This is a genomic window from Pseudomonas sp. FP198, assembly GCF_030687895.1.
GTDB lineage: Bacteria > Pseudomonadota > Gammaproteobacteria > Pseudomonadales > Pseudomonadaceae > Aquipseudomonas.
The window spans coordinates 4447110-4463125 of sequence record NZ_CP117452.1 but is presented as its reverse complement, the minus strand read 5'-3'; the positions used below and the strand labels follow the sequence as shown (position 1 = coordinate 4463125).

Annotated in this window: 11 protein-coding genes; 5 read left to right on the top strand and 6 right to left on the bottom strand. The window is 63.1% G+C overall.

The features are described 5' to 3' along the window. Positions 1–4 precede the first annotated feature (4 nt). The 6 genes from PSH78_RS20330 to gap all read right to left on the bottom strand — a co-directional run bounded on the left by PSH78_RS20330 (position 5) and on the right by gap (position 9126). Entirely contained in the window at positions 5–3031 is a 3027-nt protein-coding gene (locus tag PSH78_RS20330) for a multidrug efflux RND transporter permease subunit (RefSeq protein ID WP_305496338.1), read from the bottom strand. 13 nt (positions 3032–3044) lie between these two features. Further along, the gene (locus tag PSH78_RS20325) at positions 3045–4193 is read right to left on the bottom strand and encodes an efflux RND transporter periplasmic adaptor subunit (RefSeq protein ID WP_305496337.1); all 1149 of its coding nucleotides are present in this window, start codon (positions 4191–4193) and stop codon (positions 3045–3047) included. Between the two features lie 132 nt (positions 4194–4325). After that, complete coding sequence (locus tag PSH78_RS20320; RefSeq protein WP_305496336.1) at positions 4326–5423, bottom strand: DUF1513 domain-containing protein; 1098 nt, start codon at positions 5421–5423, stop codon at positions 4326–4328. Positions 5424–5425: 2 nt separating this feature from the next. After that, the gene (locus PSH78_RS20315) at positions 5426–6490 is read right to left on the bottom strand and encodes an imelysin family protein (RefSeq protein WP_305496335.1); all 1065 of its coding nucleotides are present in this window, start codon (positions 6488–6490) and stop codon (positions 5426–5428) included. A 28-nt stretch (positions 6491–6518) separates the two neighbouring features. Next, the gene (locus PSH78_RS20310; protein WP_305496334.1) at positions 6519–7946 is read right to left on the bottom strand and encodes a di-heme oxidoredictase family protein; all 1428 of its coding nucleotides are present in this window, start codon (positions 7944–7946) and stop codon (positions 6519–6521) included. 178 nt (positions 7947–8124) lie between these two features. Beyond that, a complete protein-coding gene (gap, locus tag PSH78_RS20305; protein ID WP_305496333.1) occupies positions 8125–9126 on the bottom strand; it encodes a type I glyceraldehyde-3-phosphate dehydrogenase in 1002 nt (333 codons plus the stop codon). Positions 9127–9356: 230 nt separating this feature from the next. Between gap and edd the strand changes: the two genes are divergently transcribed. From edd to PSH78_RS20280, 5 genes are all read left to right on the top strand, one after another. Then, on the top strand, positions 9357–11183 hold the full coding sequence (edd, locus tag PSH78_RS20300; RefSeq protein WP_305496332.1) for a phosphogluconate dehydratase: 1827 nt from the start codon (positions 9357–9359) through the stop codon (positions 11181–11183). Beyond that, positions 11180–12139 (top strand): glucokinase, encoded by a 960-nt coding sequence (locus tag PSH78_RS20295; RefSeq protein WP_305496331.1) that lies wholly within the window; start codon positions 11180–11182, stop codon positions 12137–12139. The genes edd and PSH78_RS20295 overlap by 4 nt, the downstream gene beginning before the upstream one ends. Before the next feature lie 117 nt (positions 12140–12256). Next, the gene (locus tag PSH78_RS20290) at positions 12257–12988 is read left to right on the top strand and encodes a response regulator (protein WP_042730801.1); all 732 of its coding nucleotides are present in this window, start codon (positions 12257–12259) and stop codon (positions 12986–12988) included. Continuing rightward, on the top strand, positions 12978–14447 hold the full coding sequence (locus PSH78_RS20285) for an ATP-binding protein (protein ID WP_305496330.1): 1470 nt from the start codon (positions 12978–12980) through the stop codon (positions 14445–14447). Before PSH78_RS20290 ends, PSH78_RS20285 begins: the two co-directional genes overlap by 11 nt. 226 nt (positions 14448–14673) lie before the next feature. Further along, on the top strand, positions 14674–15933 hold the full coding sequence (locus PSH78_RS20280) for an AGE family epimerase/isomerase (protein WP_305496329.1): 1260 nt from the start codon (positions 14674–14676) through the stop codon (positions 15931–15933). Positions 15934–16016 lie beyond the last annotated feature (83 nt).

Sequence of the window (16016 nt, the reverse complement as noted above, 5' to 3'; positions counted from 1 at the left end):
ATGCTCAGGCTTTGTCCGGCTTGGCCAGCAAGGTGTAGACACACGGCAGCACGAACAACGTGAACAAGGTGCCGATCGACATGCCGGTGGCGATGACCGTGCCGATGTCGAAGCGGCTCACTGCGCCGGCACCGGTGGCCAGGATCAACGGCACCATGCCAAACACCATGGCGGCAGTGGTCATCAGCACCGGACGCAGGCGAATCGATGCGGCCTGTTCCACTGCGTCGCGCGGACTCAAGCCTTGTTCCTTGCGCAGCTGGTTGGCGAATTCGACGATCAGGATGCCGTGCTTGCTGATCAGGCCGATCAGGGTCACCAGCCCCACCTGCGTGTAGATGTTCATGCTCGACCAGCCGAGGAACAGCGGAATCAGTGCGCCGCAAATGGACAACGGCACCGTCACCAGGATCACCAGCGGGTCGCGGAAGCTTTCGAACTGCGCCGCCAGCACCAGGAAAATGATTGCCAGGGCCAGGCCAAAGGTGACCCATAACGCGCTACCTTCCTGGACGAACTGACGCGAAGCTCCGGCGTAATCAAAGGCGAACCCTGTCGGCGCCTCCTCAAGGGCTATCTGGCGAACGGTCTCGATAGCCTCGCCCATGCTTACCGTGGGAAAGCCCGAGATCGTCACGGCATTGAGCTGCTGGAACTGGTTCAATTGCCGCGGTCGCGCCTGGTCGCTGACCTTGATCAGCGTCGACAACGGAAGCGACTCGCCCTGGGCGTTCTTCACGTAATAATTGTTCAGCCAGTCTGGATTGTCCCGGAATGGCCGCTCGACCTGGGCGATGACCTTGTAGCTACGCCCCTCCAGCGTGAAGCGGTTGATCTCCGCCTCGCCCAGCAGGGTCGCCAGCGTGCCGCCGAGGTCTTGCATCGAGACGCCCATCTGGGCGGCCTTGGCGCGATCGATATCCACCACGACTTCAGGCTTGTCGAACGCAAGGTCGATGTCCATGAAGGCGAACTTGCCGGACTCCAGCGCGCGCTTCTTGACCCGTTCGGCAATCTGCAGGAGCGTCGTGTAGTCCTTCGGCGAGTTGATCACGAACTCGAAGGGCAAGCCTTCGCCGGTGCCGGGCAGCGAGGGAAGGTTGAAGCCGAAGATCTGCAGGCCGGGCACGCTTTCCAGCCTGGCCTGGACTTCCGGGAGGATTTCCATCTGGGTGCGGCTGCGTTCGTTCCAGGGCTTGAGCAGGAACCCGCCGATGCCCGACTGTACGCCGTTGTAGCCGTTGATCTGGAACGAGGAGTAGTACTCGGGGAATTCCTTGAAAATCGTGATGAAGTGATCGGTATAGGCGTTCAGGTAGTCCAGGTTGGTGGTCTTCGGGGCGTTGGCCATCATGAAGATGATGCCCTGGTCCTCGTCGGGCGCCAGTTCGGACTTGGTGAACATGATCAGTACCGGAATCAGCAACAGCACGAGCACGGCAAACACCAGCACCACCGGACGGGTATTGAGCGTGCCGTGAAGCATGCGCTGGTAACGGGCCTTCAGGCGCTCGAAGATCACGTCCAGCCGATGGGCCAGCCCTGAGGGATTCTGGTCATGACGCAGCAGCATCGCGCACATCATTGGCGAGAGGGTCAGGGCGACGATTCCGGAGATCACCACCGCCCCGGCGAGGGTCAGGGCGAACTCCTTGAACAGCGCCCCCGTCAGGCCTTCGAGCAGACCGATGGGTGCATACACCGCCGCCAGCGTGATGGTCATCGAGACCACCGGCATGGCGATTTCCCGCGCGCCTTCAATCGCGGCGTCGAACGGTGTCTTGCCTTCCTCCATGTGCCGGTGGATGTTTTCCACCACCACGATGGCGTCGTCCACCACCAGGCCGATGGCTAACACCATGGCCAGCAGTGTCAGCAGGTTCATGGAATAGCCCATCAACTGCATGAAGAACATCACGCCGATCATCGACAGCGGAATGGTCACTACCGGAATGAGCACCGAGCGCAGGGCGCCGAGGAACAGGAACACCACGACGATGACGATCAGCACCGCCTCGAACAGGGTTTTCACCACTTCGTCGATGGAGGCCTGGATGAACAGGGTGGCATCGTAGGCGATCTCGGCCTTGAGATTGGACGGCAGCTGGGCCTCCATTTCCGGCATGATCTTGCGCACTTCCTTGATGACATCGAGGGGGTTGGCACCAGGGGTTGCCTTGATCCCGATGTACACCGAAGGCGTGCCACCGAACGAGCTGATGGTGTCGTAGTTTTCGGCGCCCATCTCCACCCGCGCCACGTCCCGCAGCAACACGCGGCTATCACCGTCAGTCTTGAGCGGGATGCCGGCGAATGCCTCGGCGGATTTGAGTTCGGTGTTGGCGTTGATGCTGGTGACCACGTACTCGCCTTTCACTTCACCAGCGGCGGAGAGAAAGTTGTGCTGGCGCACGGCGTTGGTCACGTCGGCAGCGGTCAGGCCGAAGCCTGCGAGCTTGACCGGGTCCAGCCACAGGCGCATGGCAAACACCTGGTTGCCGAGGATCTCGGCCTCGGCCATGCCCGGCAGCGTCGCCAGTTTGGGCTGGATGACGCGCGACAGATAATCGGTGATCTGCGGGTTGTTCAGCTCCTTGCTGAAGAAACTGATGTACATCAGCGCCGAGGCATCGGCTGCCTCGCGGCTGAGGACCGGGTCCTCGGCGTCCTGGGGCAGTTGATTCTTCACCTCGTTGGCCTTGGCCAGCAGCTCGGTAAAGAGCCGGTCGCTGTTGGAACCGATGCGCGCGTAGACCGATATGACCGAGAAATTCTGGCGGCTGACCGAAGTCATGTAGTCGATGCCCTCGGCACTGGCCAGGCTCTGCTGCATCGGCTGGGTGATGTAACCCTGGATGGTCTCGGCGTTGGCCCCGGGGTAGGCGGTGGTCACCGTGATCAGGGCATTTTCCATCTGTGGATACTGGCGCAGGGGCAGCTTGCTCCAGGCCTGGAAGCCCAGCAGCACGATCAACAGGCTGACCACGGTGGCAAGCACCGGGCGGCGGATGAACGGATCGGTAAAGGCCATGGGGGTTCCTTGATCAGTCCGCGCGCGGTGGGCTGTTCTGTTCGGTCAGGGTCTTGTCGTCGCTGATGGCGATGGGCGTGCCGTTGTCGAGCTTGATCTGGCCGGCAATCACTACTTCTTCGCCGCGCTGCACGCCCTTGGTCACCAGGACCTGCCCGTCACGGCGCTCTCCGGTTTCGACAAAGCGCCGTTCGGCAATCAGGATCGGCTGGCCCTTGTCATCCTTCTCGACACTGCCATCGGCGGTTTTCTTCTGAGTCACCACGTACATGGAATTGCCATAGAGGGTGTAGGTCACGGCGCTCTCCGGCACGACGATCCCGACGGCGAGGTCCGGCAGGATGACGTTGAGGTTGGCGAACATGCCGGGCAACAGCTTGCCGTCGGGGTTGGCGAGCGTGGCGCGTACGAGCACGTTGCGGGTACTGTCCTCGACCTTGGGGTTGATTGCGCTGATGCTGCCAACGAAGGTCTGGCCGGGATAGGCCGAGACGCTGACGTTGACTGGCTGGGCAACCGCCAGCCGAGGCACCGTCTGTTCAGGCACGTAGAAGTCGACGTACAGGCTGCTGAGGTCCTGCAGGGTCGCGATCACCGTGCCGCTGGCGAGGTAGTCGCCGACATCCACCTGGCGGATGCCGATGGTGCCGCTGAACGGCGCGACGATGTGTTTTTTCGCCAGCGAAGCCTTGAGCTGGTTGACCGTGGCCTGGTTCTTCTTTAGCTGGGCCGAGAGCCGGTCGAATTCACCCTTGGAAATCGCCTGGCTGCCCACCAGTTGTCGGCCACGGCCGAAATCCAGTTGCGACAGGCCAAGGTCGGCCTGGGCAGTTTCCAGCAGGGCGCTTTCGACTTCGCTGTCCAGTTGCAGGATCGGTTGCCCGGCCTTGACCTTCTGGCCGGATTCGAACTGGACCTTTTGCACGGTGCCGGCGATTTCCAGGCTCAGGTCGACGCCTTGCAACGCCTTGAGGCTGCCAACGGTGGGCAGGCGCGATTGCCAAGGCTGTTCGACGGCCTTGGCCACGGCGACGCTGACCGCAGGTTTGGGCGCAGAGAACATCTGGATCTGCTGATAAATGGAAAAGGCCTTGTAGCCCGCCAGCGCCAGTACCACCAGCAGGACAACACCCAACATGATCAGCATGCGGCGTCGCAGCATGTTCCACTTCCTTGGAAAATAGCCGAGAGAGATACAGACAGGCGGGCACATTACCTTGAGTGCCCGGAGGATTCCAATCGGTGTTTGTCGGCAATGTGTAAGGTTCTTCCCTGCGCCCTCTGCGCTTGCGGCTCAGACCAGATGCAGATGGTTGTCCCAGAGCCCCGCCGGCAGATCCAGCGGCTTTGCAACCAGTTGTGGCTGCCGACAATCGTAGTAGCGGCAACGTCCCTGGCCCGACGTCACGACAAACCCGTCGGCTACCGCGCCGACCCCGGCGCAGTCCGGCAGGGGCGCGTCGAGGCGAACCTCGCCGCTGTCCAGGTCCCAGATGAAAAAGCGGTTGCCCCGTGGCGCCGTCAGGGCCACCAGGCGCAGGTCGCTGTGCACGGCAACGCTGGCGGTGTAATGCCCCATGGCTTGCAACTGGTATTCAGGTACCGGGAACGCCTTGAACGGTTGGCCCGGACGCTTGATCGCGAGCAATTCGGACGATTCGTGGGCCGCTCCCATGAACTGCTGGCCGGTGACGATGGTGCCATCGCTGGCGATGCCCATATGGCGCACGCTGTTCATCTGCTGGGCAAGGGTTTCCTTGCTCAACAGCGTGCCATCGCGGTGCATCAGCACCAGGCTCGGCTCCATGGCGTCGAGGTTCATTTCGACCCGGCTCTCGGCCTCGGTGCGGATGCCGCCGTTGGCCACCACCAGCGTCTCACCGTCGGGCAGCCACGACACCTGGTGAGGGCCGATGCCGTGGGTGGACAGTTCGCCACTGTGCACCAGCCGTTCGCCTTCGAAACGGTACACACCGAGCAGGCCGCGTCCCGGATCGCTGGTATCGTTTTCCGTGGCGTACAACCATTCGCCGCTCTTGTGAATCACCGCATGACCGTAGAAATGCCGGTTCGGCAGCGAGGTGATGGTTTGCAGCAGCGTGCCGTCGCGCAGGTCGACCAGGTAGCTTTCGGTGCCCGGGCGGCGGGCGACGAACAGGGCGATCGGCAGCGCCGGGTGATTGATGATGTCATGGCAGCGCTGGCCAACCTGGGTGGCGAACACCCGTGTGCCGTCCAGTCGATAGCCGACCGCGTAGTGCTTGCCGTCGGCATCGTCCCGTGCCGACAGCAGTAATGGACTCTTGTCCTTTTGCTTGAACAGCGTCCAGCCGCCCAGGGTGATGGCGCCGAGCAGCAAGCTGCCCAGCGTCAGAGCCTGACGTCGAAACATGATCAGTCACCGTCGTTGGCGTTGAAGCCCAGTTGAATGCCCAGCGCCTTGGCCAGTTCGCCTTCGTGCAGGCGATGGACGACGTTGAGGCTGTCGTACAAATCGTTGAGTTGCTGGCGCCCGGCGTCGTCACCGAGCATTTCGGTCAGTGAGCGCTGGCTGCTGGCGAACAGTTTCAACGAGGCGTCGTAGGCGGCGTCGATCTTGTCGGCCAGCGGCTTCTGCTCGCTTGGCAACAAACCTCGCAAGCCTTTGTTGTCGACGCCAACCCACACGGTCCGGGCGGCGCTCAGGCTGGCTTCAAGCCCTTGCAGCGACGACTGGCTGCGCCACGCATCGGCCTGGAACGGTTGCGGCACGCCCTTGCTCTGGCGGCCCATCGGCGTGCCGAGTTTTTTCTTCAAGGTGTCCAGGGCGGTCACCTGGACCCGCAGCAGGTCAGCGATCGCTTCATGGGAGTCGGCATAGCGCTGGTTCGGGAACTTGCTCATCTGGGCGAGCATGCCGTCGTTGGTGTTCCACCGCGACAGGATCTCTTCGGCCAATTGCTTCTGGCGTTCGCCGATGGCGATCAGCAGCGGGCAGTACTTGGCTTTCTGGGCGCTGTCGGCCATGTCGATCTTCGCGTCGAAGAGCAGGTATTCGTAGGCCGAGAGTCCTTGCACGACGACGCTGGACTTGGCCAGGCCGGCGGCGTCGATCTGCGGCTGGCTGTTGACCAGTTGCTCGACCTGGCGGCCCACGAGGTTTTTCTTGTCCGGCCAGAACTGTACCTGCCAGGCGCGGTTGCCCTCCGCCAGCGGCCCGATCAGCAGCGGCTGGAGTTCAGCCCAGGCTTTTTGTGCCTTGAGGAAATCGGCGCGGGCGGTTTCCAGGTTTTCCTTGCCCTGGCAAAACGCCAGGGCGCTGGTCGCCAGTTGGCGGTCGGCCTCGACCCAGCGACTGTAGGTCGGCAGGATCACCTGCTTGGCGATGGCGGCCGAGGTGACCGCTTGCGGGTCCTGGGGCGAGCAGGCACCGAGGGCGATGGCGGCGAGGCTGGTGAACAACAGTTTGGGACGGAACATGTCGGGCTCCCGTTTTCGGAAAGTGCGTTTAAAGAGAGTTCAGGAAAGCCAACAGCGCAGCGCGCTGCTCGGCGTTGAATGCTAGAACCTGTCGCTGCGCCGCCTGGGCTTCGCCGCCATGCCAGAGCACGGCTTCGAGCTGGTTGCGGGCGCGACCGTCGTGGAGAAACTGGGTGTGGCCGTTGACGGTCTCGGTCAGGCCGATACCCCACAGCGGCGGGGTCCGCCAGTCGCGGCCGCTGGCCTTGAATTCGCTGCGGTTGTCGGCCAGGCCTTCGCCCATGTCGTGCAACAGCAGGTCGGTATAGGGACGGATGACCTGGTTCGCCAGCTCGGGTTCGGCGGCATTGGCGGACGTCGTGTACTTGGGGGTGTGGCAGGACTGGCAACCGGCCTGGAAAAACAGGTTCTTGCCCGCCAGTACCTGGGGCGAATCCACGTCGCGGCGGGCCGGCACGGCAAGGTTGCGGCTGTAGAACAGCACCAGCCGCAGAATGTTGTCGCTGACTTCCGGTTCGCCCTCCGGGCCGTTGCCGTTGGGCGCGCGCTGGCAATCGAGCTGGGCCTGGGTGCAGTCGTCGACGGGCCGCAGGCTGGTCGTCAGGCCCATGTCGCCGGAGAACGCATGGACGTTCTGTTGATTGAGGTTCGGTTGTCCGGCCTTCCAGCCGAAGCGCCCCGGCACGGTTTTTTGCTGAACGTCGTCCCAGACCATGTTCGGGCGACCGGCGATGCCGTTGTTCTCCCGCGCCTGGGCCTCGGCATTGGCCAGGATGGCTGCATCGGGGATGGCCTCGAGCAGACCCAGGCCGATCATCGGCGGTGCGACACGGGCCGAAAATCGTGTGTCGGGGTGCATCGGGCCATAGCCCAGTTGGGTGATCTGCAGGCTCGGCTTGCGCAATTCGACGACGGTGCCGTCCTCGAAGCGCACCGGGACGGGAGAGTAATCGACCCTGACCTTGCCTTCCGGCGCGACGCCCGGCACGGACATGTCCTGCAATTGCCCGCCGTAGACCGGCTCCGGTACGACGCCGAGTTGTTCGATGAGCTTGGCGTAGGGCGGCGCATCGGGGATCGACAGGCGTACCAGCATCGACACCGCGCTGCTGGCATCCGGTGCCGGCGGATGGCCGCGACCGTCCTTGATGTGGCAGTTCTGGCAGGCGTTGGTGTTGAACAGGGGGCCGAGGCCGTCCCGGGCGGTAGTAGTCGAGGGCGCGATTACCCAGGGGCTGCGGAAAAAACTGTTGCCGACGCTGAAGTCCACGCGCCGCGACGGCGGCAGATTGGCCGAGGGCAGCGAGAAGGCGTTCTGGTCGGCCTTGCGTACAGTCGCGCTGCCGCCGGATCTGGCTTCGCCGGGCTCGGCCTGGGTAAAACGCGGGGCGTCATCGCAGGCCGTCAGGCCCAGGGCCATGAACAGAGCGCACAAGCGAAGAGGCAACGACAGCATTGGAAATCCTGCGGGACGAGTGAAACGCGGGCGCAAAGTCTAACAGGGTGGGGGAGTTTGAATAAGAGGAATTATCGTTTGGTTCGAGGCCGGTGCTTCAATCGCCTGGCGGTGGACGGCCTTTTTCGACTATCGCCCCCAAGGGAGCAATAGTCGAGGCACACGCAGCTAGCGGGGATTATTCGGCGTTGCACAGTGCCAGGCAGTTATCCAGCATGCGGTTGGAGAAACCCCATTCGTTGTCATACCAGGCCAGTACCTTGAGCAGCTTGCCGCTGGCCTTGGTGTGGTTGGCATCGAAGATCGACGACAGCGGATTGTGGTTGAAGTCGCTGGAGACCAGCGGCAGGGTGTTGTAGCCAAGGATTTTCGAATGCTGGCTGGCCTGCTTGAGCAGCGCGTTGACCTCATCGGCCGAAGCTTCGCGCTTGAGCTGCACGGTCAGGTCCACCAGCGACACGTTGATCACCGGCACGCGCACGGCCATGCCGGTCAGCTTGCCCGCCAGCTCCGGCAGCACCAGGCCTACCGCTTCGGCGGCGCCGGTCTTGCTCGGGATCATGTTCTGGGTGGCCGAACGGGCGCGGTACGGGTCGCTGTGATAGACGTCGGTCAGGTTCTGGTCGTTGGTGTAGGCATGGATGGTGGTCATCAGGCCGCTTTCGATGCCCAGCTCGCGGTGCAGCACCTGGGCTACCGGGGCCAGGCAGTTGGTGGTGCACGAAGCGTTGGAAATGATCTGGTGGGACTGGCGCAGGATGTCATGGTTCACGCCATACACCACGGTCGCGTCGGCGCCCTTGGCCGGGGCCGAGATGATCACCTTGCGGGCGCCGGCGCTGATGTGCGCGGCAGCCTTGGCGCGGTCGGTGAACAGGCCGGTGCATTCGAACACGACGTCAATCTTTTCGGCGGCCCAGGGCAGTTCGGCCGGGTTGCGGATGGCACTGACCGCGATGCGGTCGCCATTGACCGTCAGGCTCTCGTGATCGTGCTGCACGTCGGCATCAAAGGTGCCGTGGACGGTGTCGAACTTGAGCAGGTGAGCATTGATCGCGCTGTCACCCAGGTCGTTGATGGCGACGATCTGCAAGTCGCGACGATAGCCTTGGGTATACAGTGCACGGAGGACGTTGCGGCCGATGCGGCCAAAACCATTGATTGCGATTCGAAGAGTCATTAACTGCGCCGCCGTCGATTTGTTGTTGGAATTACAAGATTATTCGCATAAAAATAGAAAACAAGCCTTTTTAGTGGCAATATTTTGTTTTATCTACAACGAGTGACCTGAATCAACTGGTCCGATTGGTCAGAAACCGTCTGTCGCCCTGTCTTTGCCGCGGTGTGCAACGGGCTTCCAACCAGCATAGACAATCAGGTCGCCACATCCGTTAGCCTGGAGTTCTACACATGCATCCCCGCGTACTTGAGGTCACCGAACGGCTTATCGCCCGCAGTCGCGCTACTCGCGAGGCTTACCTTGCATTGATCCGCGGTGCAGCCAGCGACGGTCCGATGCGCGGCAAGCTGCAATGCGCCAACTTCGCCCATGGCGTTGCCGGTTGCGGCACTGAAGACAAGCATCACCTGCGGATGATGAACGCCGCCAACATCGCCATCGTGTCGTCCTATAACGACATGCTCTCGGCCCACCAGCCCTACGAAACCTTCCCTGAGCAAATCAAGAAAGCCCTGCGCGAGATCGGCTCGGTCGGCCAGTTCGCCGGCGGTACGCCAGCCATGTGCGATGGCGTGACCCAGGGCGAGGCAGGGATGGAGCTGAGCCTGCCGAGCCGCGAAGTGATCGCGTTGTCCACGGCGGTGGCGTTGTCCCACAACATGTTCGACGGAGCCCTGATGCTGGGCATCTGCGACAAGATCGTCCCGGGCCTGATGATGGGTGCGCTGCGCTTTGGTCATCTGCCGACGATCTTCGTGCCTGGCGGGCCGATGGTCTCGGGCATTTCCAACAAGGAAAAAGCCGATGTGCGCCAGCGCTACGCCGAAGGCAAGGCGACCCGCGAAGAGCTGCTGGAATCGGAGATGAAGTCCTACCACAGCCCAGGTACCTGCACGTTCTACGGTACCGCCAACACCAACCAGTTGCTGATGGAAGTGATGGGCCTGCACTTGCCAGGCGCCTCGTTCGTCAACCCGAACACGCCGCTGCGCGATGCCCTGACCCGCGAAGCGGCGTTCCAGGTGACGCGCCTGACCATGCAGAGCGGCAACTTCATGCCCATCGGCGAAATCGTCGATGAGCGTTCGCTGGTCAACTCCATCGTTGCGCTGCACGCCACCGGTGGCTCCACCAACCACACCCTGCACATGCCGGCCATCGCCATGGCGGCGGGCATCCAGCTGACCTGGCAGGACATGGCCGACCTCTCCGAAGTGGTGCCGACCCTGAGCCACGTCTACCCGAACGGCAAGGCCGATATCAACCACTTCCAGGCGGCGGGCGGCATGTCGTTCCTGATTCGCCAACTGCTGGAAGCCGGCCTGCTCCACGAAAACGTCAACACCGTGTTGGGCCATGGCCTGAGCCGTTACACCCAGGAACCATTCCTGGAGGACGGCGAACTGGTCTGGCGCGATGGCCCGACCGAAAGTCTCGACGAAAGCATCCTGCGTCCGGTCGCCCGGGCCTTCTCGCCGGAAGGCGGGTTGCGGGTGATGGAAGGCAACCTGGGCCGGGGCGTCATGAAGGTCTCGGCCGTGGCCCTGGAAAACCAGGTCGTCGAAGCCCCGGCCATGGTGTTCCAGGACCAGCAGGACCTGGCCGATGCGTTCAAGGCCGGTCTGCTGGAGAAGGATTTTGTCGCGGTGATGCGCTTCCAGGGCCCGCGCTCCAACGGCATGCCTGAGCTGCACAAGATGACGCCCTTCCTCGGCGTGCTGCAGGATCGCGGGTTCAAGGTGGCGCTGGTCACCGACGGACGCATGTCCGGCGCCTCGGGGAAAATCCCGGCGGCCATCCATGTCAGTCCCGAAGCCTATGTCGGCGGCGCGTTGGCTCGGGTGCGCGAGGGCGATATCATCCGTGTCGATGGCGTCAAAGGCACCTTGGAACTGAAGGTGGACGCCGAGGAATTCGCCGCGCGCGAACCGGCCAAGGGCCTGTTGGGCAACAACATCGGCACCGGTCGCGAGCTGTTCGGTTTCATGCGCATGGCCTTCAGCTCGGCAGAGCAGGGCGCCAGCGCCTTCACTTCTGCCCTGGAGACGCTTAATTGAAACTGGCTTTGGTCGGTGATATCGGTGGGACCAACGCACGTTTCGCGTTGTGGAAGAACCATAACCTGGAAAACATCCAGGTGCTGGCGACGGCGGATTACGCCTGCCCGGAAGATGCCATCAAGGTTTACCTGAGCGGCATGGGCATGGGGCCGGGTTCCATCGGCTCGGTGTGCCTGTCGGTGGCCGGTCCGGTGAGTGGCGATGAGTTTCGCTTCACCAATAATCACTGGCGCTTGAGCAACCTGGCGTTCTGCAAGACTTTGCAGGTAGAGAAGCTGCTGCTGGTCAACGATTTCTCCGCCATGGCCCTGGGCATGACTTGCTTGCGTCCCGATGAGTACCGGGTCGTCTGCCAGGGCACGCCGGAGCCGATGCGCCCGGCGGTGGTGATCGGCCCGGGCACGGGGCTGGGCGTCGGTACACTGCTGGACCTGGGCGAGGGCCGTTTCGCGGCGTTGCCGGGGGAGGGCGGGCATGTCGACCTGCCGATGAGCAGTCCGCGCGAGACCCAGCTCTGGCAACACATCTACAACGAGATCGGCCACGTCAGTGCCGAAACGGCGCTGAGCGGCAGCGGTCTGCCTCGTGTGTACCGAGCGATCTGCGCGGTGGACGGCCACGAGCCGGTGCTCGATACCCCCGAGTCGATCACCGCCGCCGGCCTGGCCGGCGACCCGGTCGCCCTGGAAGTGCTCGAACAATTCTGCCGTTGGCTGGGGCGCGTGGCGGGCAACAATGTGCTCACCGTGGGCGGGCGTGGCGGCGTGTACATCGTCGGTGGCGTGGTCCCGCGCTTTGCCGATTTTTTTGTCGAGAGCGGCTTCGCCCGATGCTTCGCCGACAAGGGCTGCATGAGCGATTATTTCAAAGGCATTCCGGTCTGGCTGGTGACGGCGCCGTATTCCGGGCTGATGGGCGCGGGTGTGGCGTTGGAGCAGTCCTCCGCAGTTTGAAATGTTGCCCCCCTTGTGGGAGCGAGCAGGCTCGCTCCCACGGGGGTTGTGGTGTGTTTGCAGATCCCGTCCATCAGGCATAATCGCCCCCAATTCAAACAACAAGGACGAGGCCCCGTGAGTTCAGTGAACAAATCGATTTTGCTGGTCGACGACGACCAGGAGATTCGCGAACTGCTGGACACTTACCTCAGTCGCGCGGGTTTCCAGGTGCGTACCACCCCCGATGGCGCCGGGTTTCGCCAGGCCTTGAACGAGGCCCCGAGCGACCTGGTGATTCTCGACGTGATGCTGCCCGATGAGGACGGCTTCAGCCTTTGCCGCTGGGTTCGCCAGCATCCGCGCCAGGCCCATGTGCCGATCATCATGCTCACCGCCAGTTCCGACGAGGCCGATCGGGTCATCGGCCTGGAGCTGGGGGCGGATGATTACCTGGGCAAGCCGTTCAGTCCTCGCGAATTGCAGGCGCGCATCAAGGCCTTGCTGCGACGGGCGCAGTTCGGCCAGGAGCGATCCGGCGGCGAAGTGCTGGCCTTCGATGAGTGGCGGCTGGACATGGTCAGCCACCGGCTGTTCCATGCCGATGGCGAAGAGGTGATCCTGTCGGGTGCCGATTTTGCCTTGCTCAAGCTGTTCCTCGATCATCCACAGGAAATCCTCGACCGCGACACCATCGGCAACGCCACCCGGGGGCGTGAATTGATGCCGCTGGACCGGATCGTCGACATGGCGGTGAGTCGCTTGCGCCAGCGCCTGCGCGATACCGACAAACCGCCGCGATTGATCCGCACGGTGCGCGGCAGCGGTTATCAACTGGCGGCCAGTGTGGTTGCCAGCAATGGTCATTGAGGGAATCCGCAAGATTGCCCGACGGGTGCCCGTGCCGCGCTCGTTGCTCGGACGGATGCTGCTGCTGACGCTGCTGGTGGTGCTGTTCGCCCAGACGCTGTCCAGCCTGATCTGGGTTTCGCAACTGCGCGCCACGCAGCTCGAAGGCCTGGTCACCAGCGCCCGCAGCCTGGCTCACTCGATGACCGCCACCGTGACCTACCTGCGTTCGCTGCCGGTGGCCTATCGGCCGTTGGTGCTGGACCAATTGCGCAGCATGGGCGGCACGCGGTTTGTCGTTACGCTCAATGACAAGCCGCTGGGCATGGATGTGCTGCCGGTCACGCCGCGCAAACTGGCGGTGCTCAAGGCCGTGGACGATGTGCTGCGCCGCTCCCTGGGCAATAACGCCGACATCTCCGTCAAGTTTGTCAGCCCCGAGGACCTGCGGATCTTCAACGGCGGGCTCAAGCTTGATGAATTGCCCCGTTCGTGGGCTCACTACGCCTTGACGCTGGAGCCGGTGAACCCGCCGGTACTGGTCACGCAGATCCAGATGGCGCCGGGCGAATGGCTGTACATCGCCTCGCTGCTGCCCGAACCCTATACCAGTCTTGAAGAGCAGGACCTGCCCAAGCAGCAGGTGGGCTTCATCGTGCTCACCAGTAGCCTGTTGCTGTTGTTCATCGGCTTGCTCGTGCATTGGCAGAGCCGGCCGCTCAAGCGCTTGGCCCGGGCCGCGCGGGACATGTCCCTGGGCGCTGAAGTGGAGCCCGTGGCCGAGGGCGGTGGCAGCGAAGTGGTCGAGGTGGGGCGCGCGTTCAATGCCATGCGCGAGCGTATCAGCCGCTACCTGACCGAGCGCAGCCAGTTGTTCAGCGCGATTTCCCACGACCTGCGCACGCCGATCACCCGCCTGCGGCTGCGGGTCGAGTTGCTGGAGGATGAAAATCTCCAGGCCAAGTTCGGCCGCGACCTCGACGAGCTGGAGCTGCTGGTCAAAGGCGCGCTGCAATGCGTCAAGGACACCGATATCCACGAGAACATCGAGCCGGTGGACCTCAATCATGTGCTCGATTGCCTGGTGGAACCTTACCTGGCGCCCCACGGCAACGGCCGGGTGACCCAGGATGGCCGGGCGTTGGCGCCGTACCCGGGCAAACCGCTGGCCCTCAAGCGCTGCATCGGCAACCTGATCGATAACGCCTTGAAATACGGGCAGAGGGCCCACTTGCACATCGATGATGATGAAAACGCCTTCATCCTCCACGTTGACGATGAAGGCCCGGGCGTACCGGAACAACGCCTCGAACAGGTCTTCGAACCGCACTTTCGCCTGGCCGGGCAGCAGCAGGGATATGGCCTGGGGTTGGGCATCGCGCGCAACATTGCCCACAGCCATGGCGGCGAGGTGAGCCTGCAGAACCTGCGCGAGGGCGGGTTGCGGGTGACGTTGCAGTTGCCTCGCAGTGTGGATTGATTAGACCGCGTTATCGTTCATCGCGAGCAAGCTCGCTCCCACAGGGGATTTGTGAACGCCGAAGATCCAATGTGGGAGCGAGCTTGCTCGCGATGGCGTCAGTCGTCTCGATACTTCTCTCAGCTGAATGTCACAATCCGGTGACATAACTCGCCCCTTTCGTTACCTGTCGCCCATCCCGCCTTGTTTAGACTCCCTGCGTCAAAACAACAAAAAAGGTACCTCGATGGACACCTTCCAACCGGCGTTCAGCAGTTGGCTGAATGCGCCTGCCCATCAGCAATGGCTCGCCGCCGAAGGTTTGCGGCTGCTGGCGTTCGCCAAGGCTTCGAAGCTGCCGGACGGTTTCGGCAACCTCGACGAGGTGGGTCGCCTGCCGGCCGATGCGCGGGCCGAGACCATGAACACCGCACGCATGACCCACAGCTTCGCCATGGCCCACATCCAGGGTCTGCCGGGGTTCGCCGAACTGGTGGATCATGGCATCCAGGCCCTCGGCGGCCCGCTGCGCGACGCCGAACATGGCGGCTGGTTCGCCATGGCCGATCCCGCTGCCAGCGACACCGGCAAGGCCGCTTACCTGCATGCTTTCGTGGCCTTGGCCGCCAGCTCAGCGGTAGTCGCCCAACGCCCCGGCGCCGAGGCATTGCTCAAGGAAGCGGTGCGGGTCATCGACGAGCATTTCTGGTGTGAAGAAGAGGGCGCCCTGCGCGAGTCCTTCAACCGCGACTGGAGCGAGGAGGAAGCCTATCGCGGCGCCAACAGCAACATGCACGCCACCGAAGCCTTCCTCGCCCTGGCCGACGCCACGGACGACCCGCACTGGCTGGCCCGCGCGCTGCGTATCGTCGAGCGGGTCATCCATGGTCATGCGGCCGCCAACGATTACATGGTGGTGGAGCATTTCGACCGCGACTGGCAACCGCTGCGCGAGTACAACCAGGACAATCCCGCCGATGGCTTCCGCCCCTACGGCACCACGCCCGGTCATGGTTTCGAATGGGCGCGGCTGCTGCTGCATCTGGAAGCCGCGCGCGTGCAGATCGGCATGCTGACGCCGGGCTGGCTGGCCCAGGATGCGCAGAAACTTTTCGATCAGAATTGCCGCCATGGCTGGGGCATCGATGGTGCGCCCGGCATCGTCTACACGCTGGACTGGGACAATCGCGCCGTGGTTCGCCATCGCCTGCACTGGGTGCACGCCGAAGCGGCAGCGGCGGCCAGTGCCTTGCTCAAACGTACCGACGAGGCGCAATACGAAGTCTGGTACCGGCGCTTCTGGGAGTTTTGTGACAAACATTTCATCGACCGCTGCAACGGCAGCTGGCATCACGAGCTGGACCCGCAGAACCGCCCCAGCGCCGACATCTGGCCGGGCAAACCGGACCTTTATCACGCCTGGCAAGCGGTGCTGATACCACGCCTGCCATTGGCGCCGAGCATGGCGTCGGCCCTGGCGCGATTATCCGATCCTGCACCTGTGTAACCATGTCGTGACATACACGCGTCCCTTCGTTACCTGCGAAGGGATTGCCCCTGATTAGAATCCATGCAGCGCAAGCACCAGAC